This window comes from Chloroflexus sp. (assembly GCF_056331925.1).
Window position 1 is genome coordinate 71,319 of sequence record NZ_JBWGQH010000015.1, and the last position, 21,643, is coordinate 92,961.

21 protein-coding genes are annotated in these 21,643 nt (G+C 54.7%); 14 read left to right on the forward strand and 7 right to left on the reverse strand.

Translation table 11 applies throughout. The annotated features are described in order from the left end of the window. The first annotated feature begins 4 nt into the window (after positions 1 to 4). Positions 5 to 1,237, forward strand: a complete 1,233-nt coding sequence (locus AC01ZF_RS09555; protein ID WP_424675977.1) for an amino acid ABC transporter permease — start codon at positions 5 to 7, stop codon at positions 1,235 to 1,237. Positions 1,238 to 1,308: 71 nt separating this feature from the next. Further along, positions 1,309 to 2,058: an amino acid ABC transporter ATP-binding protein gene (locus AC01ZF_RS09560; RefSeq protein ID WP_424675976.1), complete on the forward strand. Its 750-nt coding sequence runs from the start codon at positions 1,309 to 1,311 to the stop codon at positions 2,056 to 2,058. 13 nt (positions 2,059 to 2,071) lie between these two features. On the opposite strand, the gene AC01ZF_RS09565 is transcribed toward AC01ZF_RS09560, so the two are convergent. Continuing rightward, positions 2,072 to 3,307 carry a glycosyltransferase family 4 protein gene (locus tag AC01ZF_RS09565; RefSeq protein WP_424675975.1) on the reverse strand — a complete coding sequence of 412 codons (1,236 nt, stop codon included), beginning with the start codon at positions 3,305 to 3,307 and terminating at the stop codon, positions 2,072 to 2,074. Positions 3,308 to 3,320: 13 nt separating this feature from the next. Beyond that, positions 3,321 to 3,896, reverse strand: a complete 576-nt coding sequence (locus AC01ZF_RS09570) for a hypothetical protein (RefSeq protein WP_476575321.1) — start codon at positions 3,894 to 3,896, stop codon at positions 3,321 to 3,323. A 12-nt stretch (positions 3,897 to 3,908) separates the two neighbouring features. Here AC01ZF_RS09570 and pdxH point away from each other — a divergent pair, with 12 nt between their 5' ends. The 3 genes from pdxH to AC01ZF_RS09585 all read left to right on the forward strand — a co-directional run bounded on the left by pdxH (position 3,909) and on the right by AC01ZF_RS09585 (position 5,810). Next, a complete protein-coding gene (gene pdxH / locus AC01ZF_RS09575; protein ID WP_476575322.1) occupies positions 3,909 to 4,580 on the forward strand; it encodes a pyridoxamine 5'-phosphate oxidase in 672 nt (223 codons plus the stop codon). Between the two features lie 176 nt (positions 4,581 to 4,756). Beyond that, positions 4,757 to 5,173 (forward strand): bactofilin family protein, encoded by a 417-nt coding sequence (locus AC01ZF_RS09580; RefSeq protein ID WP_424675973.1) that lies wholly within the window; start codon positions 4,757 to 4,759, stop codon positions 5,171 to 5,173. 184 nt (positions 5,174 to 5,357) lie between these two features. Further along, complete coding sequence (locus AC01ZF_RS09585) at positions 5,358 to 5,810, forward strand: FtsB family cell division protein (RefSeq protein ID WP_424675972.1); 453 nt, start codon at positions 5,358 to 5,360, stop codon at positions 5,808 to 5,810. Between the two features lie 9 nt (positions 5,811 to 5,819). Here the strand turns inward: AC01ZF_RS09585 and AC01ZF_RS09590 are convergent, their stop codons facing one another. Further along, the gene (locus tag AC01ZF_RS09590; protein ID WP_424675971.1) at positions 5,820 to 9,251 is read right to left on the reverse strand and encodes an AAA family ATPase; all 3,432 of its coding nucleotides are present in this window, start codon (positions 9,249 to 9,251) and stop codon (positions 5,820 to 5,822) included. Positions 9,252 to 9,420: 169 nt separating this feature from the next. On the opposite strand from AC01ZF_RS09590, the gene AC01ZF_RS09595 reads away from it, so the two are divergent. Beyond that, positions 9,421 to 10,824: a pseudouridine synthase gene (locus tag AC01ZF_RS09595; RefSeq protein WP_476575323.1), complete on the forward strand. Its 1,404-nt coding sequence runs from the start codon at positions 9,421 to 9,423 to the stop codon at positions 10,822 to 10,824. A gap of 224 nt (positions 10,825 to 11,048) precedes the next feature. Continuing rightward, complete coding sequence (locus AC01ZF_RS09600) at positions 11,049 to 11,534, forward strand: plastocyanin/azurin family copper-binding protein (protein WP_476575324.1); 486 nt, start codon at positions 11,049 to 11,051, stop codon at positions 11,532 to 11,534. A gap of 58 nt (positions 11,535 to 11,592) precedes the next feature. Here the strand turns inward: AC01ZF_RS09600 and AC01ZF_RS09605 are convergent, their stop codons facing one another. From AC01ZF_RS09605 to AC01ZF_RS09615, 3 genes are all read right to left on the reverse strand, one after another. Further along, positions 11,593 to 12,030: a hypothetical protein gene (locus AC01ZF_RS09605; protein WP_428111555.1), complete on the reverse strand. Its 438-nt coding sequence runs from the start codon at positions 12,028 to 12,030 to the stop codon at positions 11,593 to 11,595. Between the two features lie 229 nt (positions 12,031 to 12,259). Continuing rightward, positions 12,260 to 12,676 carry an NUDIX hydrolase gene (locus tag AC01ZF_RS09610; protein ID WP_428111553.1) on the reverse strand — a complete coding sequence of 139 codons (417 nt, stop codon included), beginning with the start codon at positions 12,674 to 12,676 and terminating at the stop codon, positions 12,260 to 12,262. Between the two features lie 474 nt (positions 12,677 to 13,150). Further along, positions 13,151 to 13,648 (reverse strand): glutathione peroxidase, encoded by a 498-nt coding sequence (locus tag AC01ZF_RS09615; RefSeq protein WP_424676815.1) that lies wholly within the window; start codon positions 13,646 to 13,648, stop codon positions 13,151 to 13,153. Between the two features lie 178 nt (positions 13,649 to 13,826). Here AC01ZF_RS09615 and AC01ZF_RS09620 point away from each other — a divergent pair, with 178 nt between their 5' ends. The 7 genes from AC01ZF_RS09620 to bchE all read left to right on the forward strand — a co-directional run bounded on the left by AC01ZF_RS09620 (position 13,827) and on the right by bchE (position 19,509). Next, positions 13,827 to 14,063: an FmdB family zinc ribbon protein gene (locus tag AC01ZF_RS09620; protein WP_424676814.1), complete on the forward strand. Its 237-nt coding sequence runs from the start codon at positions 13,827 to 13,829 to the stop codon at positions 14,061 to 14,063. Between the two features lie 20 nt (positions 14,064 to 14,083). Continuing rightward, positions 14,084 to 15,169: a CobW family GTP-binding protein gene (locus tag AC01ZF_RS09625; RefSeq protein WP_424676813.1), complete on the forward strand. Its 1,086-nt coding sequence runs from the start codon at positions 14,084 to 14,086 to the stop codon at positions 15,167 to 15,169. A 64-nt stretch (positions 15,170 to 15,233) separates the two neighbouring features. Beyond that, the gene (locus AC01ZF_RS09630; protein WP_424676812.1) at positions 15,234 to 15,728 is read left to right on the forward strand and encodes an NUDIX domain-containing protein; all 495 of its coding nucleotides are present in this window, start codon (positions 15,234 to 15,236) and stop codon (positions 15,726 to 15,728) included. A 142-nt stretch (positions 15,729 to 15,870) separates the two neighbouring features. Then, positions 15,871 to 16,212 carry a hypothetical protein gene (locus AC01ZF_RS09635; RefSeq protein ID WP_476575325.1) on the forward strand — a complete coding sequence of 114 codons (342 nt, stop codon included), beginning with the start codon at positions 15,871 to 15,873 and terminating at the stop codon, positions 16,210 to 16,212. A 1-nt stretch (position 16,213) separates the two neighbouring features. Beyond that, a complete protein-coding gene (locus AC01ZF_RS09640; protein WP_428131670.1) occupies positions 16,214 to 17,008 on the forward strand; it encodes a TlyA family RNA methyltransferase in 795 nt (264 codons plus the stop codon). Between the two features lie 164 nt (positions 17,009 to 17,172). After that, positions 17,173 to 17,784, forward strand: coding sequence for a bacteriochlorophyll 4-vinyl reductase (gene bchJ, locus AC01ZF_RS09645; RefSeq protein ID WP_428111550.1), 612 nt, complete (start codon positions 17,173 to 17,175; stop codon positions 17,782 to 17,784). 78 nt (positions 17,785 to 17,862) lie between these two features. Next, positions 17,863 to 19,509 carry a magnesium-protoporphyrin IX monomethyl ester anaerobic oxidative cyclase gene (bchE, locus tag AC01ZF_RS09650; RefSeq protein WP_428111548.1) on the forward strand — a complete coding sequence of 549 codons (1,647 nt, stop codon included), beginning with the start codon at positions 17,863 to 17,865 and terminating at the stop codon, positions 19,507 to 19,509. 46 nt (positions 19,510 to 19,555) lie between these two features. Here bchE and dnaG read toward each other — a convergent pair whose 3' ends face one another. Continuing rightward, on the reverse strand, positions 19,556 to 21,529 hold the full coding sequence (gene dnaG / locus AC01ZF_RS09655) for a DNA primase (RefSeq protein ID WP_428111547.1): 1,974 nt from the start codon (positions 21,527 to 21,529) through the stop codon (positions 19,556 to 19,558). Between the last annotated feature and the right edge of the window lie 114 nt (positions 21,530 to 21,643).

Consider the following 21,643-nt stretch of genomic DNA (forward strand, 5'->3'; position numbering starts at 1 on the left):
GCCAGTGGCTACCGATGTTAGTCGCCCAACTTCACGCCGCGCCCCACGCCAGCAGCTCGGTCTGGTTGAATGGCTGCGCAAAAACCTCTTTTCGACGTGGTATAACGTGATCATTACCCTGGTACTGCTGTACGTGATCGTACAAGCCGTCACGAGCTTTGTGTCGTGGATGATCACTGCGCCCGGTTGGCCGGCGGCGTTTACCAATATCAAGCTGCTTCTGACGTGGACGTATCCGGTCGATCAACTCTGGCGTCCCCAAGCGGCGATGGGGCTGGTATTGCTGTTGTTCGGTTTGAGTGCCGGTGTATGGGGTGGGATTGTGCGGACAGTCGCGATGGGGGCGGCGCTTGTCTGTGTTGTTATCGGTATTGCCGCCTTTACCTTCCCCGATTTACCCGACCAAACCTCGTTGCCCGGCTGGTTGTTCTTGTTTCTCTGCGCTGTCCTATTGGTTGGTGGCGATCAAGGGGCACGCCGGATCAGGGCTACGCTGCGCTGGCCGTTGATCATCGCGTGGATTTTGTCCTATCCGGCGGTGATTCTCATCTTACGCGGCGGTTTGGGTCTACCAATTGTCGAAACGAAGCTGTGGGGTGGGCTGATGCTGACCCTCCTGTTGGCAATCAGCGGTATTGTCCTCTCCTTCCCACTCGGTGTGTTGCTGGCTTTGGGTCGGCGCAGCTCACTACCGGTTATCCGCACATTCTGCGTGCTCTATATCGAACTGATTCGTGGTGTGCCGTTAGTGACGGTGCTCTTTATGGGCGCTTTGCTGCTGCCACTCTTTCTCCCCGGTGGTGAGAGCATCGATGCGCTGGTGCGAGCTACGGTGGCCGTCACCCTGTTCAGCGCAGCATACCTTGCCGAAAATGTGCGTGGCGGTCTCCAAGCTATTCCGCGTGGCCAAGTCGAAGCTGCCCGCGCATTGGGTTTGAATGTGGTGCAGACGACCTTGCTCATTACGCTACCGCAAGCACTACGGGCAGTGGTGCCGGTGCTCGTTGGGCAGTTTATCGCTCTTTTCAAAGACACCTCATTGGTCGTTATTATCGGCTTGGTTGACCTGCTCGGTGCCGCGCAGAATATCGTTGGTCAACCACAGTGGCTTGGTACCCCCGGTGGTGTGTGGCGTGAGACGTTTCTCGTCATTGCCGCAGTCTATTGGCTCTTTAGCTTCACGATGTCGCGGGTGAGTAAGCAAATCGAAGACCAGATTGCGCGTAGCCGGCATTGAGCACGTGAGACTGAGCACGTAAGGTTGGTCGTCACGATGGACATCTTCGATCGTGTGAAAGGTATATCCCTATGAGTGGTAATGGGAATAGTGAATATATCATCATCTGCGAGAACGTAAATAAATGGTACGGCGATTTTCATGCACTGAAGGATGTGAGCTTACGGGTCAAACGTGGTGAAGTTGTTGTAATTTGTGGACCATCAGGTAGCGGTAAGAGTACCTTCATTCGTACCATTAATCGGCTTGAAGAACACCAAGAAGGTCGGATTATCGTTGATGGCATCGAGATGACTAATGATATTCGCAATATCGATGCTATTCGTCGGGAAGTAGGAATGGTCTTCCAGCAGTTTAATCTCTTCCCGCACCTCACCGTGATGCAGAATATTACCCTCGCCCCGATTTGGGTGCGCAAGAAAACCCGCAAAGAGGCCGAGGCAAAGGCGTTGGAACTGCTCGAACGGGTGGGGATCAAAGAACAAGCCCACAAGTACCCCGGCCAGCTTTCGGGTGGTCAGCAGCAGCGGGTGGCCATTGCGCGCGCATTAGCGATGGAGCCACGCATTATGCTGTTTGATGAACCAACCTCGGCGCTTGACCCGGAAATGGTCAAAGAGGTGCTTGATGTTATGAAGACACTGGCCCGTAGCGGTATGACAATGCTCTGCGTTACGCACGAGATGGGGTTTGCCCGCGAAGTGGCCGACCGGATCATCTTCATGGATCAGGGCCAAATCGTCGAAGAGGGTACCCCTGACCAGTTCTTTACTAATCCACGTAATGAGCGCACGAAGCTCTTCCTCAGCCAGATTTTGTAAAGGTGTGGTGGCGTTAAGCCTCTCCGTCCTCTTCATCGGCCGTATTTTCGCGGCGGCGAGCAATTGCCGCCGCGTAGATTGCCTCAATCGCAAGTGCTGCTCGTTCCCACGATAGTTCAGCCACCGCTCGTGCGCGCGCTCCGGCGGCACGCTCGGCGGCTAGCTCGCGGTTGGTAAGGGCCAGCTCCAACTGCGCCGCAAAATCTTCGGTACTACCGCGTTTGGCGTAGAACCCATACGGCCCTAGAATCTCACGATTGACCGGCGTGTCAAATGCTACTGTCGGTAGCCCCATCGCCATGTAGTTGCCGATTTTGCCGTTCCCTTCGGTCAGACTCATCTTTGGGGCGACGGCTACTTCGCCCAACGCTAAATAACTGTGCAGATCGCGGTAGATGATTCGCCCCGGCAACGTGACCCGATCGGCAATGCCCAGGCTCGCCGCGAGGTTACGGTAGCTTTGTGGGTCAGGATGGCCCATGATCAGAAAATGAAGATCATCGTATTTTTGACACAAACTCCGGGCAACTTCGAGCAATAAGTTGGTACCCTGATAGGGCGCGAGCAAGCCGATGTAGACAACGATCCGCCGGTCAGGCGGAATGCCGAGTTGTGCGCGTAATTCAGCGCGCTGGGCAGCCCACGCCGGTGAACCGTCGTAGGGCCGGAATCGTTCGGTGTCCACCCCATCGGTTATTGTAAAAAGGCGGTCTTCCGGTACCGACCCATCGCGCCGCAACAGATTCGCAGCGTTGTGCGTAGAAGTCATCACTGCATCGGCCGAACGATTCAGCATTCGTTCGAGCCGCGTCAGTGGAATAAAGAGCGGGTTCGTCTGCCGAATAAAGCCGTGGTCGAGCATTTCGCTCGTCATACTGCCCTGATAGTCGAGGATAAGCGGTCGGCGGAGCAGCCTCTGCAACGGTAGCCCGATGGCTGCGGCTTCGTGGGTATGGGCATGGATAATGTCGGGGCGGAGTGCAAGGGCGGTACGGAGGACACGCCAGCCCAATCCGACATCAAGGTACAGTTTATGACGCGAAGAACCGACCACGGCACGTTTGATCCACGGTACATCCCACGAGCGATAGATAGTAATGCCGGGAATATCATCACCGTTGTGGTAGGTGACCAGGACAATCCGATGCCCACGCCGTTGTAATGCGCGAATCTCTTCGAGAATACGAACATGATTACCGTAGTCGGAAAAGAAGCTGGTCGAGGCTATCATCAAAATGGTGTACGGCATAGCAGTCTGTGCGTTAACCGCGCGATGCAGCAGAGATGGCGGGGTCGGTGCTGCGTTGCACAACGAGGTGCAATGGTGGCTCACCTGGCAGTTGCGCGCCGGCTAGAATCGCTTCATAATGCAATTCAGGGTATGGTAATCCCAGGCGGGTGATCCAATCCTCTGGTAACAGATCGGGGTCGAAGGTAAGATGAACCACGCCACGTTCACCGTAAAACATCGTTTCAACCGCTTCAAAACGCTCTTCAATAACCGTGGAGCCGTCATAGAGACCACGTGCCCAACTGACACCGTTACCGCCAACTTCGATCCAGACACTACGGGTGTTGAGGAGAGCAGCCAGGGTGCGGGCGAGCGTGCGATCGGCGAAGTAACGCGGATCTTTCCAGATCGTCACCCATCCTTGGGCAGGTGGCGCAATGAAGAAGTGGCGCAAGGGCTTGTCGGGTATCATGATCAGGCCGCTGATAGCGTGCGGCGGTTGATCAACGGCGGTATAGCCCTGCTCAAGGAGAATTGCCAGCAGAGTCGCTGCTACGCTCTGGTGGCTCGCATGAGCAACGTAAATGGCGGCGCTGTTGTTCATCATCGGCGCTATTGTATGCCAGCCGCTAGTTATGTGCAAGTGGAGTTTGTGATGAATTTCGCCGAACTACGTAAGGAGTATACGCAACGAGGTTTACTCGAATCTGAAGCCGATCTCGATCCGATTGTGCAGTTCACACGCTGGTTAGACGAAGCGGTAGCTGTCGGCTTGATCGAGCCAAATGCGATGACATTGGCAACGATTGATCCTGATGGTCGACCCTCGGCGCGGATGGTCTTGCTGAAAGGAATTGATGAACGTGGGTTCGTCTTCTTTACGAATTATCAGAGTCGGAAAGGACAGGCCTTGGCCGTGCATCCGGCCGTTGCGCTGGTCTTCTATTGGCCGGAACTCGAACGGCAAGTACGGGTCGAAGGCTTCGCCGAGCCGATCAGCGCGGAAGAATCGGATGCCTATTACGCGAGTCGACCGCTTGAGAGTCGGATTGGAGCGTGGGCTTCACCGCAAAGCCAGCCGATTGCGAACCGGGCCGAACTCGAACGGCGTGTTGCTGAGATGGCCGAACGCTTCGCCGATAACCCACCACCACGCCCACCATTTTGGGGCGGGTATCGAGTGGTACCGGATCGGATCGAGTTCTGGCAGGGGCGGCCATCTCGTCTCCACGACCGATTACGTTACACGCGCACAGCCAATGGTTGGCAGCGTGAGCGGTTAGCCCCTTGAGCGTGTCGTAGATAGAGGTATCGATCAAAATTTGGTAAAATTGGATCGTTGCCCTTCCTGCTTGTATCGTTTATAATGGCGACAACGATTACCCGATCGTGATCGGGCAGTCTCCCGGCCCTTTGTGTTTCTTCTCATACTAAAGGTGGCCGGTTATGTGGAGGAGGATCGCACGCATGTTTGGTTCTAATCGCAAATCCGCCCAACCGCAACCAGTGGTCAATGGCCGAGCAGAAACCGTGATCGGGGCCAATACGCGCTTTGTGGGTACCTTGAATGCCGAAGGGAATGTCCGCATCGATGGTGCGGTGGAAGGCGATATCGAGGTCGTCGGTAATCTGATCATTGGCGAGACGGGTCGGGTGATTGCGACGATCAAGGCACGGAATGTGCATGTCTCAGGTGCCGTTAAGGGGCAGATTACGGCACTTGAACAACTGGAGATCTCACCTACCGGTAAGGTTTGGGGCGACATCACGACTGCGGCGCTACATATTGAGCCAGGTGGTTTGTTCCGTGGTCAAAGCTCGATGACGACCAATATCGAAGAACCACTCCTACTGGAAGCACCCCGTTCATCATCAGAGGCGTGAACGGCACGAGCCGAGCATGCCGTCGCAGCTTGTGCGCGACTGGAAGCACCCCGTTCATCATCAGAAGCGTGAACGGTCTTGTGTTCGATCACCGATGAGCTTGTCTCTTAGGTCAGGCTTCCTACTGGGAAGCTACTTCTAATTCATTATGCCACGGCACCGCCATTCCTCGCTGCCAACCAATATGACGACACGCCTCCGGCGAAGCTGGGCGATGCTGCGTGGTCGATCACGACGTTGGCTGGCAGCGACGTTCCCCGGTGGTGGGCGTACCGTGATCTCATTAGCGGTGATCGCGCTGCTGATACTCTTCGCCGGTGGGATTGCGGTCAATTTAGTCAACCAATTGATCATCGCCCGCCACCTTGAACGTGAGTTAGCCGCAGCTCACAGCGAAGTGAGTGCGTTGCAGGCGACAACACAAGCTTTAGCAGCTCGCCTTGAGTATGAGCGTTCCGATGCTGCTACCGAGGCTTGGGCGCGCGATTTAGGGTTGGTTCGTGATGGCGACATTGTTATTGTCCCTGAGCGGGTGCCGTCGGCCATCCCGCAGCCTCCGCCCACGACACCGGTGCCTTCACCGTTGCCTACTCCACCGCCGAACTGGCAACGTTGGTGGCATGCGTTTTTTCCCTAAGCAGTGTGCTTATCGGGCTGTTTCCTCCCCTAGCTCTGCAAGTTGGTTGAGTAACATCATCTCAAGAACTCCGATCTGGGTACTGTTGGCAATGGCAATCGCTTGCCACAGGAGCCGGCGGGCCATCTGCCGATCACCCCGATGGAGGCATAGCAACGCTTGTGTGTGCAAACCCAGCACTTGTCCGTATCGGTCACCGAGCGAGCGCGCAATATGGAGCGCTTGCTGAAGTTGATGCTCGCTTTCGCTGTTTGGATTGTCGGCGAATTGGATACGACATAATCCGATAATGGCTCGGTTTTCGGTAAGCCAATCGTTGGTCACACGGGCAATCGCAACGGCTCGCGCCAAGCGACGTTGGGCCTGGCGCAAGTTACCAAGCTCGATCAGGATCCAACCTTGCAGTTCGTAACTCTGAGCCAGTAGCGCACGTGGTGAGAGGAGTCTGTTCAGTTCATTTTTTGCGGTAGTTTGACGTAATATGTTAGTAAACAGACGGTTGATGCCGTGAAGATGGGTAAGTACTTGATGCTGCTGTCCGTTGAAGGTGAAGTATTGGGCCTTGATCAACTCGATACACGCTTGTAAGAAGCGACTTACAACAGGCGACTGCTGCCCAAGCTGTGCGACCTGTGCTTGGGCAGAGGCTGTGTGGGTGTCGAAGAGTTCAAACTGCCCACTGATAAAGGTATGGTGAAGTTGCATTACCGCCACGATGGCTTGAAACGTTGGTTGATGATACGCACCGAAGAGGTCTTGAATCTGCGCAATATCCTCTGCCTGATGAAGATGGTTACCAATCCGATAGTTGAGGATGATCCGAAGAACGAGTAATTCGACACGTTGATCAACGTGGCCTGTTAGCCTGAGGCCGTGCTCAATGTAATGAAAGGCGCTACTGAACAACGATTGGCTAGTCGCGATCAAGGCCGCACGTCGGCAATATTCCATCGCTATTGACGCTTGTTCGGCGCGCAACGCATGCGCGATGATCACATCGTAGACCGCCAGTGGCGCTTCCCAACGTTCTAGCTCAGCCTGGTAGTTGGTGAGATACCACTGATAGACGGCTTGGTGCAGGTCGCGGCGTTGCCCGAAAAGGAGGCTGGTATATGCCACTTCGTGAGCGAAACCAAAGGTGAAACGGTAGACCGGCTCTGGATCGGTCATTTCCGTCTCAATTAATTGATAGTTCAGCAAAATGTCGATGTCTTGGCGTAATTCTGCCTCACTCAGATGAGCCGGATGGATATGGTGAAGTAATCGTAACGGAAAGCTGCGGCCGATCACTGCCGCAACTTTGAGGGTTAAGCTCGTCCGCTCTTCCATCTGATCGATCCGCGCCTGCACGATTCCCACCGCCGAACTTGAAAGCTGGACGTGTGGGGGCGAACCGAGCAAGTGCGCAGTGTCACCTTCAATCCTGATCAACCTTTTTTCTAATAACGAACGAACGTATTCTTTGATGAAGAGCGGTTGTCCGCCGGCATACCGTTCGAGATATTGCAACAAGCGTGCATCCACGGTGGTAACACCGATCAGCTCGCAGACGAGCTGAGTTCGGTCAGCACTGGCCAATCGTTCAAGTATCCGATGGATGCTAAACGGATAGTGCTGTAACTGTTGCATCAATGGTGCAAGATGGTTTGGGAGCGGTCGATATGAAACAACCACCAAGAGGGGGTATTGCGGGAGGAGGGCTTCGACCACTTCTTGGAGCAGGAGCAACGTTTCCCTATCGGCCCAATGTACATCTTCAAGTATGAGCAAAACCGGTTCATATTTCAGCCGTTGTAAGAGGAGTTCGATGACTAACGGTGCCAGATCAAGTGGTTGGAGCGGTGCTAAACATCCTTCAATGTCGAGGAGGTGGGCAAGGGCTGCTACCTGATGCGATGCTGCGAATGGCAGTTTGGCCAAGACTTGTTGAAACCGAGCGCGACGTACTGGCGTCGGCTCACTATCGTCGATCCCGCACAGTTCACCGAGTATTGTCCGCCACGGATACAATGTTCGTTCTCTGGTCCCGATCCGACATTCGCCACGCAGACCCATATAGCCGCGTTTGAGCCACTCGATCCCGATGTAGTGAAGCAAGCTCGATTTGCCGATCCCCGTCTCCCCCTCGATCAACAGGAGCTTACCTTGCTGTCCGGCATCTTCTACCAGTTGATCAATGAGTTGGCGTTCTTGCTCGCGTCCGATCAACGTCACGTGATCGGGTAATGCGGCCCGCAGCGCGTGCGAGTCATGATCATCGGTATGGATCCGTTCGATGAGTACGCTCGCGACAGGAATGAGCTGCTCATACCCCTTGATCATCATGAGTTGTGGTACGCTTGTACGGTATCGCCCAAGTACGTCTTGGCGGACACGGCCTGAGATGAGGATTTCGCCATCGGTAGCCTGTTTCATGAGATGCGCCGCTAAATTCATATCTTCACCTTGGGCAGTATAGACACGGCGCAAGCGACCCCCAACTTCACCAACAAAGAGTGAGCCGACCGAGATGCCGGCCTTCCGAATAACACCGCGATCGCGCAGCTCGAGCGCACAGCCGATAGCCCGGCTGGTATCATCGCCGTGTGCTACCGGTGCCCCGAATAAGAAAACCAGTACCGCACCCTTGTTTCCGATTTCGATTTCGTTGAGCCATCCTCCCCATCGCATTGCAATCGCTTGGGCTTGGGTCACGAGCGGTTGGAGATCCATTGGGTTAGCAGGGAGATCGAAGGCGGCAAATACTGGTACACAGCGACGGTATTCGGCTACGAGCGTGTTTAAGCGTAGACGGCGGGCGAAGCTCGGTGGCAAAAAATGTTCCCATGTGAGTACCGGTGCGTCAAGTGGCGATTGATACGGAGGTGTCGGTTTGTAAACCGAATTCGTCAACAGGAGTTGCACTTGCCCGGGTTGGGCGTGTTGTTCGGCGAAACTAGCAGCATAGATTGGTGTACCCATTAACACTGGATGAATGCCTTGGTTTGGAATGCCGGCCAGCAGGAGATGCACCTGACCCGCACTCACCCCAACGCGCAGCTCAAATGAGTACGGGCCGAATGGAGTTGGGATAGGGTTCAGTGCAGCGATGGCATTGTGCAATGCATAACCACAATGAATGGCGAGTGTCGGATCGGCTATACTGGGCCACCACGCGCTCAGCGCATCACCGGCAATATGGATTACATCACCGCCGTTGGCAGTGATTGTCGCAATCATAGTTTCGAAATAATCGCGCAGAATGCTATGGAGCCGCTCGGCACCATCGGCTAAGGTGGCAAAAGCGGCAGTTAAGCGGGTGAAACCGCTCAGATCGGCGTAGAGAATACTCGCTTGATATGTCCCTATTTGACCGGCCCGGAGTAACCCGGCATCGAGTGCATCACGGAGAGCGGCAGGCACGTAGGGTCGAAAAAGTTGGTTTGAGGCTTGCTGATTCATTGGTATGGACTTGGTGACCGTTTGTTTGCCTTCTATTGTACTCTGACTCTGCTGAAAAGAGTGGTATACTAACAGACGCATTGTTGCGCCTATCCCTCGCCACGTGCGCGTCGTACAGATATTCGGTTCGCTCTCTTTTTTATCTATTGGTCAACATGAAAGGTTGTCTGTGAGCCCTGAACGTTTACAGAAAGTATTGGCTAGTGCTGGGATCGCGTCGCGGCGCGATTGTGAAGAACTCATTGCTGCTGGTCGAGTGACGGTAAATGGCCGAGTCGTGACTGTACCCGGTACGCGCGTCGATCTTGAGCATGATGAAATTTTGGTTGATGGTCAACCGCTGCGGATACCGGCTAAGCGTACCTATATTATGCTGCACAAGCCGGCAGGGGTAGTTTCAACAGCGGAAGATACCCATGGTCGTCCCACAGTTGTCGAACTGGTCGATGTCCCGGCACGTGTTTTTCCGGTAGGACGGCTTGATCTGGATAGCGAAGGATTGATCTTGCTGACCGATGATGGCGAGTTGGCCTATGCCCTTACGCATCCGAGTTTTGAGGTCGAGAAAGAGTACCGGGTATTACTTGATCGAGCATTAACGCCCGATGCATTGCGGAGTTGGCGTAATGGTGTGCTGCTCGAAGGTGAGATGACCGCACCGGCATGGGTTGAATTGCTTGAGACAACTCCTGAAGGTGTGTGGGTGCGGATTGTGTTGCGAGAGGGGCGCAAACGCCAAATCCGCGTTGTCGCCAAGTTGTTGGGCTATGAAGTGCGTCGTCTGATTCGGGTGCGCGAAGGTCCGCTACAGCTCGGTGATTTGCCGCCACGTGCGTGGCGTCATTTGACCGATGAAGAAGTAGCTGCACTTCGCGCACATGTTTCGGTGCGCCGATCGTTAGCGGATGCGCCAACCAGGCCGACCGACGTAGTGAAGTCTCGCGCTCTTGATGAAAAATCTCACCATGCCGGAGCCTCAGCGCCGGTAACGCGGCAGCGATCTGAGCAAAGCGAGCGTCGAATCGCTGACCGTTCGCCTCGGACACAACGTGACGAACGTTTTGCAGAAGGTTCAATGCGGGGCGAGCGGGACACCCGTGCAGGTCGGGCGCCGCGTGGCCGGCAGGACAGCCGCGGTGAGGCCGGTCGTGGGGCGTGGGACGAGCGGGACGCACGCACAGGTCGGGCGCCGCGTGGCCGGCAGGATGAGGGGAGCCGCGGTGAGGCCGGTCGTGGGGCGTGGGACGAGCGGGACGCACGCACAGGTCGGGTGCCGCGTGGCCGGCAGGATGAGGGGAGCCGCGGTGAGGCCGGTCGTGGGGCGTGGGGCGAGCGGGACGCACGCACAGGTCGGGTGCCGCGTGGCCGGAGCAGTACCGAACGAAATCTGCGACATCGGGACCACGAAGGGCGACCACACCAAGAGCGGGCGTCAAAATCTGAACACCGCTCGCCAACGTCACACCATGATCCGACCAACACATCGGTGGAACGCACGAATCGTTTTGATCACAAGCCATCCAGTATGCGCCGTTCAGTGCAGGAGACTCGCCGTGATACCGAACAAGAATAACTCTCCATCGACACTACCTACTCTCCTTGTTATTTCGAGCGGAGCGAGCCATCTTCCTAACCTAATTTGTCATGTCAAGCGGAGCGAGCCATCTTCAGCAAGCATAATATCCATCGAAACTACCTATTGCGAATGTATGCGATGAGACTTGACAAGAGTCGAGACAGTGGTATACATGATTAGCGTAGCTTTGTGACAGATCGAACAAGAAAGAAAGGTTTCTCATGAAGACGTTGTTTCGAGTGATGGCTATCGCTGTATTGGCAGTAATGGCAATGGTCCTTGCTGCGTGTGGTGGTGGTAGCAGTGGTGGTTCAACCGGCGGTAGCGCCAGCAGTGGTCCGGTAACGCTCGAGATCGGCTCGAAAGGCGAAGAGTTGGCTTTTGACAAGACGGAACTAACGGTTGCTCCCGGTCAGACCGTGACCCTTCGTTTTAAGAACAACTCGGCGGTGCAGCAGCACAACTGGATCCTAATCAAGGGTGGTGATGCCGAGGCGGCTGCGATTGCAAATGCCGGCCTGAGTGCTGGCCCGGCAGCCAATTATCTGCCGGCAGATAAGAGCAATATTCTGGCCGAGACTCCGCTGGCTAACGGTGGTGAGACGGTAGAAGTTACCTTTACCGCTCCCGCAGCAGGTAGCTATTTGTTCATTTGCACAGTACCCGGTCACTATCCGTTGATGCAGGGTAAGTTGATTGTGAAGTAAGGATGACAAAGGGGGCACGACTAGCATGCCCCCTCATCCATCATCCGGCAAATCCTTCTTAGGCTGGCACTTTATGATGGTTAGGGGAACGGTACAGGCGTATCATTAGATGTAACAGGTGACGCTCGACCTCCATCGCCACGGTACGTTCGGCTGACGATAGAGGAAGACGGTTCAATTCCTCAAAATACCAACGGATCATTGCAGTGGTATGTTCGTAAGATACCCCCCAACGCGGCAAGACCCCTCGTGCCCAGCGTAACTCCGTTTCGGCAATCTCCAGTGCGTCAAACAACAGCATCGCACGGATCAAGTCGCTCAGCGGGCGTACCGCAACCTCGGCCATTCGTTCCACCGGGCCGTAATTCTCTTCGAGACGTAGGGTATGGGTAAGCTCTGGGAAGGCCCGTAATAAACGGGTCGCGACCCGTTCGGCAATGACCTGGCGATGCTCTTCCACGCGACGCGCAAGCTGAGTTGCAGCGACTTCATCCATGGTAGATTATCCCTTCCCACTGAGGTCCTGCTTGATATGTTGTTACGCAGTTGGGGACGTAAATGGTAGTGTAATCGTTTAGTGATGACGGATAGATGAGTAGACTTCACAACGTGCTATCTGCTCCCATTATAGCACGCCGGTCAGGAATGGTACCTGTGCATAAGAGCTGAGTTATTTGGAAATTGGTTGTGCAGACCACTTGATGAAAGGGAGCGGTATTGTCCGGTCAGCTAAAGAGTGACTGAGCCGCCCGGACGATCGCTTTCAAGCGTGGTCGGTGCAACCGTTCAAGTGCTTTGGCTAACGGTACCCACTCGACATCAACAATCTGCTCGTCGCCGCCGCACGGACGGGCACGTCCTTTGTAGGCACGCAGCAAGTAGTAATCAACAATTTTTCGCTGTTCACCCTTGGGTCCGCTGATTACATAATCGACACTTCCGACCACATCGATGACTTCAGCACTCACGTGGGTCTCTTCCCATACTTCGCGCACAATTGCCGTCAGTGGTGGTTCGTTGGGTTTGAGCTTGCCTTTCGGTAGTGACCACCACCCTTTACGTTTACGGATGAGCAATATCTCAATGGTGCCATCGGGTTTTGTTCGGTATACGACGGCGCCTACACCTCGAATTGGTAGCATGATCCTCTATCCTGTTAGGTTATTTGATAGGTAATAACAGTCGATTGTTTTGATGTATCATACCGCGTTTCACTATCAGGTATGATTAATAGTTGATCAAGTTGGTTAGAGATAGACACCGTTTCAAAGCTGTGGTGTTATGAGCCGGTTCGATCTGTTACTCTTACTCGAAGTAGGTACAAACTGTAGGGAAGGATGGAATGGGACAGGCTGCTGTTGCACGTCACACCGCAGGTCTGGCACACAGTTACCCTATCGCACACCACAGGGGGGCTGGCATAGGCAGGGGACGGCTTCACCCCACCGCAGGTCTGGCATACAGTTACCCTATCGCACACCACGGTGGGCTGAAGTCAAGCGAGGTTAACGACATAGGTGGAATGAGGATGTGGTGTGCGAGGCAAATACACCTCTCTTACAATACACCATACCACACCGCACTCGAAACATGTTACGTCGGGTTTTGGGCATCGTTTATCCTACCGTTGCAGGTTGTTGACGCAAAAGCGCAACAATATCGTTTTCGATCACCGAAGGTAAATTGGTAGGAGCGTAGCGCCGGTATGGTTTGCCATTTCGATCGACGAGAAACTTGGTGAAATTCCACTTGATTGCCGTACTGCCAAATAAGCCCGGCTGCTGACGCTTGAGATAGGCAAACAAGGGATGCTCATTTGGGCCGTTCACGTCAACTTTTGCGAAAAGCGGGAACGTTACCTGATAGGTTCGTTCGCAGAACTCGGCAATCGCTTCGTTGCTGCCCGGTTCTTGCATAAACTGGTTGCTTGGAAAGCCCAGGACGGCAAACCCTTGATCGCGGTAGCGACGATAGAGCTGTTCTAAACCGACATATTGTGGGCTAAGCCCGCACATACTGGCAACGTTGACGATCAATAGCACTTGCCCGCGATATTCGGAGAGCGGTTGCAGAGTGCCGTCAATGCGTTGGGCGGTAAATTGATAGATCGACATACAAAGACCCTCTAACTACATAGTTCCTGATCATTATGCACTCAGGTATATCCTGGCGCAAGAGCAGAAATAACCAAGATGGATTGCTCACTTGCTATGTCCGGCATTGACACTATTGTCTAAAATGATATAATGTATCAATAATGGTTCCAACCTTTACTTACATCGATAGATCTCTATGCCAATCTACGTCTACGAATGCCCCGAATGCGACATCGAGCTGGAAGAGCTGCGTCCTGCATGGCAAGCCGACATACCGGTTGAATGCCCTATTTGTCACGGATGGTGTACACGGGTCGTCAGCACCTTTCACACACGCCGCCAAGCAGAGCCGGTATACGCTACTCCGGCACAGATCGCGCGGGTTGTCCATGGTCTTGACTGTTCGTGTTGCCGGCCGCGCCGGCGTTCATAATCCATGAAAGGAATGATGGAATGGAAGTGCCTCAGCAACCAATTCCGGTAACCATTCTGACCGGCTTTCTCGGTGCCGGGAAGACGACGTTGCTCAATCGCATCTTGAAAGCCGATCATGGCTTGCGGGTTGCCGTTCTCGTCAACGATTTTGGTTCGATCAATATCGATGCGCAGCTCGTAATTGATGTCGAGAGCGAAACGATCTCCTTGGCGAACGGGTGCATCTGCTGTACGATCCGCGATGATCTACTCCAGACAGCATTTACCTTGTTAGAAAGACCACAGCTGCCAGAGTATCTGATTATTGAGGCAAGTGGCGTAAGTGATCCGTGGGCAATTGCCGATACCTTCCTGCTACCGGAACTACGCGCCTATTTTCGCCTCGATAGCGTGATCACGGTTATTGATGCCGAGTATGTACACCGGCAACCTTCGTATGAGTCGTTGATTGTCGAACAGATCAGCGCTGCTGATATTGTCGTGCTGAACAAAATTGATCTCGTGCCGTCCGATCGGTTAACCGAGCTTGAAGCATGGGTGCGGCGGATTGTCCCACAGGCACGTATTCTGCCGGCGATGTATGCCGATGTACCGCTGCGTTTGCTCTTAGATGTGGGCCGGTTGCAACATCGTATGCCACTCCCGCATCTCGTTGTCGCTGCGGAATCCGACCATCACAACCATGATCATCACGACCACGACCATGATCACGGCTCTGCATTTGCAACGTGGAGCTATGTTGCCGATCAACCTTTTACACTCCAGGCGTTTCGGCGCGTGATTCTTGACTTACCGCCGGCGATCTTTCGTGCGAAGGGATTAGTCTATCTTGCCGAAGTACCGCAGCGTCGAGCGGTGTTACAATTGGTCGGATCGCGTGTGCAGGTCACGGTTGGTGAGCCATGGGGCAATCAGCCACCGCAGACACAGATGGTCTTTATTGGTTTACCGGGCCAGCTCGATGAAACGACATTGTGTCAGGCATTTGACCGTTGCTTGATCGAGCACGCAGCAGGAGTGACCGAGTCGGTTGCTCTCCAACAAACCTGGCAACGCCCCCAGGTGTCGTCAGCCAACCGCAACGCCGACAGTGATCAATCGTGAATTGAGGCAGTTTTATGTTATACTAAAGCTCTTGTGAGAACCGTCGGTCGTTGCACAGGAAGTCATGTATCGTCAACACTCGTTCTGTTCATTTTGCGGTCATCCGTTCGCCGAGTACCAGCCGTGGCCGCGGATTTGCACCAATTGCGGCAGTACAACCTACCGTAATCCGTTACCGGTTGTGTTGTTATTACAGCCGGTTGATGATGGTCTGCTCTTGATTCGGCGGGCCGCTTACCCACGTCGTGGACAATTGGCATTACCCGGAGGTTTTATCGAGATGGGCGAGCGATGGCAAGAGGCCGCAGCTCGCGAACTGTATGAGGAAGCGGGCGTAGAGGTCGATCCGGCACTGATCGGTGATTTCGCGGCTCGTAGTACCCCCGATGGTTATCTGTTGGTGTTTGGTATCGGGCCACAATTGTCGAGCAAAGATTTACCGGCGTTTTTGCCGAATAGTGAAGCGGTGGAACGGGTCATCATTACCTCACCGGTTGAATTGGCGTTTCCCCTGCACACAGAAATGGTGATACGCTTCTTTACCCAGTTGCGCCAATAGCGCCCACTGATGTAATTTCAGATCAATCCGGCCGTACAGGGGTGTTCCATCGGGTTACTCGTACAGCGATCGCTCCGTCGGGTAGGCTGTCCAGCGGTTATTCCGTCGCTCGTCCCTTGCCTATTCGGTATAATCCGTAACTATGAGTGGGCACTACACGATACCAACTCGAATCAGGCTGACCGAAGCACAGCGTGAACAGCTCTACTGGCTGCTCCGTGAGCGTGGACAAGAGCTTGACGATCTTATGACCGACTTAGTCGCCGATTATCTAGCTGGCCAGCCGTTGCCACCCTCGCCGCCGCCGGTTGATCGACAAGCGGCGATTCGTGAACAATTGCGGCTGCGACGGAATCAGTTACGTATGTTACGTAACCATTTGCACGATCCGCATAACCCGCCGCCTGACTGGCTACGCGCGATGGTAGCCGAGCTGGAAGAGGAAATTGCACGCCTCGAAGTTGAGTTGCATCGGGAAGGCTAGCATGACCCGGCAACGGCTTGATACCTTGCTGGTTGAGCGTGGTTTGGCCGAAACGCGCGCCAAAGCACAGGCGCTGATTATGGCTGGTCAGGTGTTGGTAAACGGGCAGGTGCAAACGAAAGCCGGTACCCAAGTTGCCGCCGATGCCCAGATTGAGGTGCGCAGTGGTCTACCCTACGTTAGTCGTGGTGGTTTCAAGTTGGCCCATGCGCTTGACCAATTCGAGCTTGATCCGACCGGTTTGATCGCACTTGACGTTGGCGCATCCACAGGTGGCTTTACCGATGTCTTGTTACAGCGTGGAGCTGCTCAGGTGGTGGCGGTTGATGTTGGCTATGGTATTCTCGACCACCGCTTGCGCAATGATCCGCGGGTGATCGTCCTCGAACGCACCAATATTCGCTACCTGACGGCATTACCCGACAATATGCGCGCGGATTGTGCCGTGATCGATGTTAGTTTCATCTCTCTCCGCCTCGTCTTACCTACCGTACAACGGTTGATCACACCGGAAGCGTGGATTGTGGCGCTGATAAAGCCGCAGTTTGAAGCTGGCCCCCAACTCGTCGGTAAGGGTGGTGTTGTGCGTGACCCGGTAGTGCATGCTCAGGTAATACGCGATGTTGTAGCGTTTGCCGTCACTCAGCAGCTCAACCCGGCCGGTCTGACGCGCTCACCGATCACCGGTCCGGCGGGGAACGTGGAGTTTCTCGTGCTGTTCCATCCCAAGCGGCCACCACTTGCCGGCGAATCGGCAATAGAGCGTGTGTGTTCGCCTGAACCGTCCTCTCGATAGGGGTGATACTCCTTCCCGGTGGCGTGTGCCACGTCTTGTCTACCATTTGCACACCTCTCTTTACTCAGCTTTTACTTTGTGTGAAGAATTCATAACTAGCAATGAAGTGCAAAAATGTTACATTTAAAGCATACGTTGACATCTCAAGCAATGGCGAGTATTCCATGCGAGAAGTAGCGCACGCTTCTGCTATTACCCAAATCGGACCAAACTCGATCATCCAGACCGTCGCTGCGTTGCGGGAGCACTACGGAGTCGAGCAGACAGCGGCCTGGCTACGTCGCACCGGGCGGGTAGATTTGCTTGAACGCATGCCCGATCACATGTTGCCTGAGAGTGATTTTGGCGCCCTGATACACGATCTCCGCGCATGGCTTGGTATGCCGGCAGCAATGCGGGTGCTCGACCGGTCGGGTGAACTGACGGCTCATTACGTTGCAACCAACCGCGTACCGACACCGATTCGGCTGATCTTGCCGCATGTGCCTATCGGTCTTGCCTTGCGCATCTTTCTCCCGGCGATTGCTCAACATGCCTGGACATTTGCGGGCAGTGGGCGGTTTAGTTATTCCTTCAAGCCTTCGTGGCAGTTGACGCTGGCCGATAGCATTGAGTCGCGTGGGGTGCGCGCGAGCAATCCGGTCTGTAGTTACTATCGAGCTGCCTTCGAGGGACTACTGCGCTTGGTTGTGAATGACCGGATCCGCGTTCAAGAAGTTGCGTGTCGAGCAATGGGTGCGCCGCATTGTACGTTTTCTATCACCGTCAATCGGTGATCAAAAGGGAGTTTTGCTTTCCTTTTTTCTCTTGCTTGTAGTTCAGAGTTGGTTGTCAGTAAGGAAGAGAGGCTACGCATGCGGATCATGATGATCCAACCGAACTACCATGCCGGTGGAGCTGAGATTGCCGGGTTCTGGCCACCAAGTTGGGTGGCGTACATCGGTGGCGCATTGCGGACTGCGGGATTTGATAACCTGCGTTTCGTTGATGCGATGACAGAGGATTTGCCCAACGATAAGCTACGCCTTATTCTGCGCCACAACCGACCGGATGTGGTGATGGCAACGGCCATTACCCCGATGATTTACAAGGCGCAAGAGACGCTCCAGATCGCGCGTGAAGAACTACCCAATGCGCGCCTCATCCTTGGGGGAATCCACCCAACGTTTATGTACGGGCAGGTCTTAACCGAGGCACCGTGGATTGACTACATTGTGCGCGGTGAAGGCGAAGAAATTATTGTCGAGTTAATGCAAGCAATCGCCGCTGGTAGCGATCGACGTGATCGTTCAAAGATCAAAGGCATCGCGTACCTCGAAGATGGTAAAGTAGTTGCAACACCGGCGCGTGATCCGATCGCCGACCTCGATAAACTTACGCCCGATTGGAGCCTCTACGACTGGAAGCGCTACATTTATGTGCCCCTGAACGTGCGCGTGGCCGTGCCCAACTTTGCCCGTGGCTGTCCGTTTACATGCCGCTTCTGCTCGCAGTGGAAGTTCTGGCGCCGCTATCGCTCGCGCAGCCCACAAAAGTTTGTTGATGAGATTGAGACGTTGGTGCGCGATCACAAGGTTGGCTTCTTCATTCTGGCTGATGAAGAGCCGACGATCAATCGGAAGAAGTTTACAGCGCTGTGCGAAGAGTTGGTCCGGCGTAAACTGCCTGTTTACTGGGGTATCAATACCCGTGTGACCGACATCCTCCGCGATGAAGCGCTTCTCCCACTTTGGCGAGCTGCCGGTCTGGTTCACATCTCGCTCGGCACAGAGGCAGCAGCACAGATGAACCTCGACCGCTTCCGCAAGCAGACGACGATTGAGCAAAATAAGCGTGCAATTGAGCTGATCAAGAAGCACGGGATGGTAGCCGAGGCCCAGTTCATTATGGGCCTGGAAAACGAGACGCCGGAGACAATCGAAGAGACCTATCGCTATGTGCTCGACTGGAAGCCGGATATGGCCAACTGGAATATGTACACGCCGTGGCCATTTGCCGAGCTGTTTGAGGAATTGGGCGATAAAGTCGAGGTACGTGACTACTCCAAGTACAATTTCGTTACCCCGATTATGAAGCCCGAAGCGATGGATCGCGAGGATGTGCTCAAAGGTGTGTTGCGCAACTATGCGCGCTTCTACATGCGGAAGGCGTTCCTGGAATACCCCTTCATCAAGGATCCATTCAAGCGGCGCTATATGCTCGGCTGTCTCCGTGCCTTCATGCAAACGACGATTACCCGCCGCTTCTACGACCTTGGGCGGGTTCATATGCGTGGAACCCAACTCGAGATCGATCTTGGTTTCGATGAGTCACGGGTACTCACGCCTGAGCAGATCGCCGAGATGAAGCGGCGCAAAGAGATGCAAGCCGATACGACCTTTGGCGGGGCCGCGCCCGGCCTTGATCCCGAAGAGATCAAACTGCAAGCCGAGAATCCGCTGAATGTGCCCCTCAATATTCCCGTGAACGAAGCGGCATCTTCCACTCAGTCAGTATCATAGGGCGTGATGATCAGTAGGGATATAGCGGCGCTATATCCCTACCTATTTACCCATTCCCAAGGAGATCACGTAAATCGGGAAATGTACTCGACCGGCGTGGCTGGGTGATCTGTTCGGCGTAGGTACTCAGTTCACGGAGATGGTGCAAAATGCGCTCCATCTCTTCTTCGTTGTCGAGTTCGCGCAGCCGTTCGTTGTAGCGCCGAATGCGTTCCACAACTTGGGCCTTGCGCAAGATCCGCGCACACTGTTCGGCTTCGTGGCGGAAGCGAACATCATCAGGGCGACGTTCGAGTAACTCGAGCAACGGCTTGGCTCCGCCGGTCAGGGGTTCGCCGAGCGTTTCAATCCATGCTTGCAAACTCTCCTGATCGGTTGGACGCTGGTCAAGGGGTGTTGCCAAATATGCCTGCCAAATTGCCTGATGGAGCGGTTCTTCCAGCAGATCTTCGACGCCGGCCCCAAAGAGTTCGCCCGCCTCCCGACAACGGGCATGGTACTCCTCAAGGAGCTTCTCAATCGCAATATTGACGCTCGGATAGCGTAAGGCAAGTGCCAGTAGGTAGGCCTCTGTCTTGCGACGACGTTCATCGAGCGGTGTAGGGGGAGTAGGTGGGAGCGGCGGTTCCTCCGGTCGTGACAGTGGACGTTTGTTCCGGCTACGGTCGCTGCGACGTGCCGGTTGTACTCGTGCGCGCAGCAGATCGACAATCAGTTCGCTCCGTACACCGGTAATCTGTTCTACCCGCGCAACATACACCCGCTGCGCTGCACCATCGAGTTCGCTTAAAAGCGGTATGATTCGTTCTATCGCTTGCCGCTGCTGGATCGGGTCGTGCATGTCGAGTCCGGCAGTGTACGCCTCGAGATAGAAATCCATCACCGGTGCTGCTTGTTCGACCAACTGCTGCCAAAGGTCGGGGTCGGCGGCAATTACTTCGTCGGGATCGCGCCCCGCCGGTAGTCGGATGACACGAATGGTGACATCGTTCTCCAGTCGAACGATTCCCTGGGCGGTTGTTACCATCCGCCCCTCACCTTCCTCCTCACCGGTCGTGCGAATCGTTTCAAGGCCGCGGAGGGTAGCTTTCTGGCCGGCGGCGTCGGCATCAAGCGCTAGATAGACGTTATCGGTCAACCGCTTGAGTTGGTTAATATGCGCTTTACTCAGGGCTGTGCCCAGCGGTGCTACCACATTGCGAAAGCCGTACTGATGCGCAGTAATCACATCGACATACCCTTCCACCACAATCGCGCGGTTGGTAGCCCGGATCGCGTCACGAGCCAGATCGAGACCGTAGAGCACTTCACTCTTCTTAAAGAGGGATGTTTCCGGTGTATTTAAATACTTGGGCTGCGCATCTCCTAATGCTCTCCCGCCGAACCCGATGACCTCACCACGCACGTTACGGATCGGGAAGATGATCCGATTGCGAAACCGGTCATACGGTCCGCGCTCGCCGGGAATGGCGAGACCGGCGGCAATGATGTCTTCGACACTGTACCCCTTTTTATCGTGGAGGTAAGAAAAGAGATGGCCCCATTCATCGAGACTATAGCCGATCTGAAACGCATCAATTGCGTCCTGATTGATCCCGCGACGTGCAACGTAGGCGCGGCCGGGTTCTCCGCGGCTGAGGTTGAGTAACACATTATTGAAGTAGCGCGCAGCGATCCCGTTGATCTCCAGAAGACGAGCACGGCGGGCGTCTTCTTGGCGTTGTGCGTCATTTTTGGGTTCGAGCCGGATTCCGGCGCGCTCGGCCAATAGCTCCAGCGCCTCTTTGAAATCAATCCCCTGTTTGCGCATTACGAAGTCGAATACCGTACCGGCGGCGTGGCATCCGAAGCAGTAGAAACTTTGGGTGTCCGGGTAGACGTAAAAAGCTGGAGTTCGTGTGTTGGGGTGAAACGGGCAAAAACCAACAAAGCTGCGACCACTGCGGCGTAACCCGACTCCCATTGAGTTGATCAGGTCAACAATGTCGATATTGGCTTTAATGTCATCGATGACGCTCATAGTGGTGCATACAGGAATGGGCGGCGTTCTACCATCAAACGACCGGTCTGTAAACGGTATACCGCTGGGTGCTTCGGTATGATACCACACCGGCGAGTAAAGAGGGGCGAGGCA

What these genes read in the sequence shown, in the direction of transcription:
- AC01ZF_RS09560 (WP_424675976.1), top strand. Translation starts at nt 1,309, where the DNA reads ATGAGTGGTAATGGGAATAGTGAATATATCATCATCTGCGAGAACGTA.
- AC01ZF_RS09565 (WP_424675975.1), bottom strand. Translation starts at nt 3,307, where the DNA reads ATGCCGTACACCATTTTGATGATAGCCTCGACCAGCTTCTTTTCCGAC.
- AC01ZF_RS09570 (WP_476575321.1), bottom strand. Translation starts at nt 3,896, where the DNA reads ATGATGAACAACAGCGCCGCCATTTACGTTGCTCATGCGAGCCACCAG.
- pdxH (WP_476575322.1), top strand. Translation starts at nt 3,909, where the DNA reads ATGCCAGCCGCTAGTTATGTGCAAGTGGAGTTTGTGATGAATTTCGCC.
- AC01ZF_RS09580 (WP_424675973.1), top strand. Translation starts at nt 4,757, where the DNA reads ATGTTTGGTTCTAATCGCAAATCCGCCCAACCGCAACCAGTGGTCAAT.
- AC01ZF_RS09585 (WP_424675972.1), top strand. Translation starts at nt 5,358, where the DNA reads ATGACGACACGCCTCCGGCGAAGCTGGGCGATGCTGCGTGGTCGATCA.
- AC01ZF_RS09590 (WP_424675971.1), bottom strand. Translation starts at nt 9,251, where the DNA reads ATGAATCAGCAAGCCTCAAACCAACTTTTTCGACCCTACGTGCCTGCC.
- AC01ZF_RS09600 (WP_476575324.1), top strand. Translation starts at nt 11,049, where the DNA reads ATGAAGACGTTGTTTCGAGTGATGGCTATCGCTGTATTGGCAGTAATG.
- AC01ZF_RS09605 (WP_428111555.1), bottom strand. Translation starts at nt 12,030, where the DNA reads ATGGATGAAGTCGCTGCAACTCAGCTTGCGCGTCGCGTGGAAGAGCAT.
- AC01ZF_RS09610 (WP_428111553.1), bottom strand. Translation starts at nt 12,676, where the DNA reads ATGCTACCAATTCGAGGTGTAGGCGCCGTCGTATACCGAACAAAACCC.
- AC01ZF_RS09615 (WP_424676815.1), bottom strand. Translation starts at nt 13,648, where the DNA reads ATGTCGATCTATCAATTTACCGCCCAACGCATTGACGGCACTCTGCAA.
- AC01ZF_RS09620 (WP_424676814.1), top strand. Translation starts at nt 13,827, where the DNA reads ATGCCAATCTACGTCTACGAATGCCCCGAATGCGACATCGAGCTGGAA.
- AC01ZF_RS09625 (WP_424676813.1), top strand. Translation starts at nt 14,084, where the DNA reads ATGGAAGTGCCTCAGCAACCAATTCCGGTAACCATTCTGACCGGCTTT.
- AC01ZF_RS09630 (WP_424676812.1), top strand. Translation starts at nt 15,234, where the DNA reads ATGTATCGTCAACACTCGTTCTGTTCATTTTGCGGTCATCCGTTCGCC.
- AC01ZF_RS09635 (WP_476575325.1), top strand. Translation starts at nt 15,871, where the DNA reads ATGAGTGGGCACTACACGATACCAACTCGAATCAGGCTGACCGAAGCA.
- AC01ZF_RS09640 (WP_428131670.1), top strand. Translation starts at nt 16,214, where the DNA reads ATGACCCGGCAACGGCTTGATACCTTGCTGGTTGAGCGTGGTTTGGCC.
- bchJ (WP_428111550.1), top strand. Translation starts at nt 17,173, where the DNA reads ATGCGAGAAGTAGCGCACGCTTCTGCTATTACCCAAATCGGACCAAAC.
- bchE (WP_428111548.1), top strand. Translation starts at nt 17,863, where the DNA reads ATGCGGATCATGATGATCCAACCGAACTACCATGCCGGTGGAGCTGAG.
- dnaG (WP_428111547.1), bottom strand. Translation starts at nt 21,529, where the DNA reads ATGAGCGTCATCGATGACATTAAAGCCAATATCGACATTGTTGACCTG.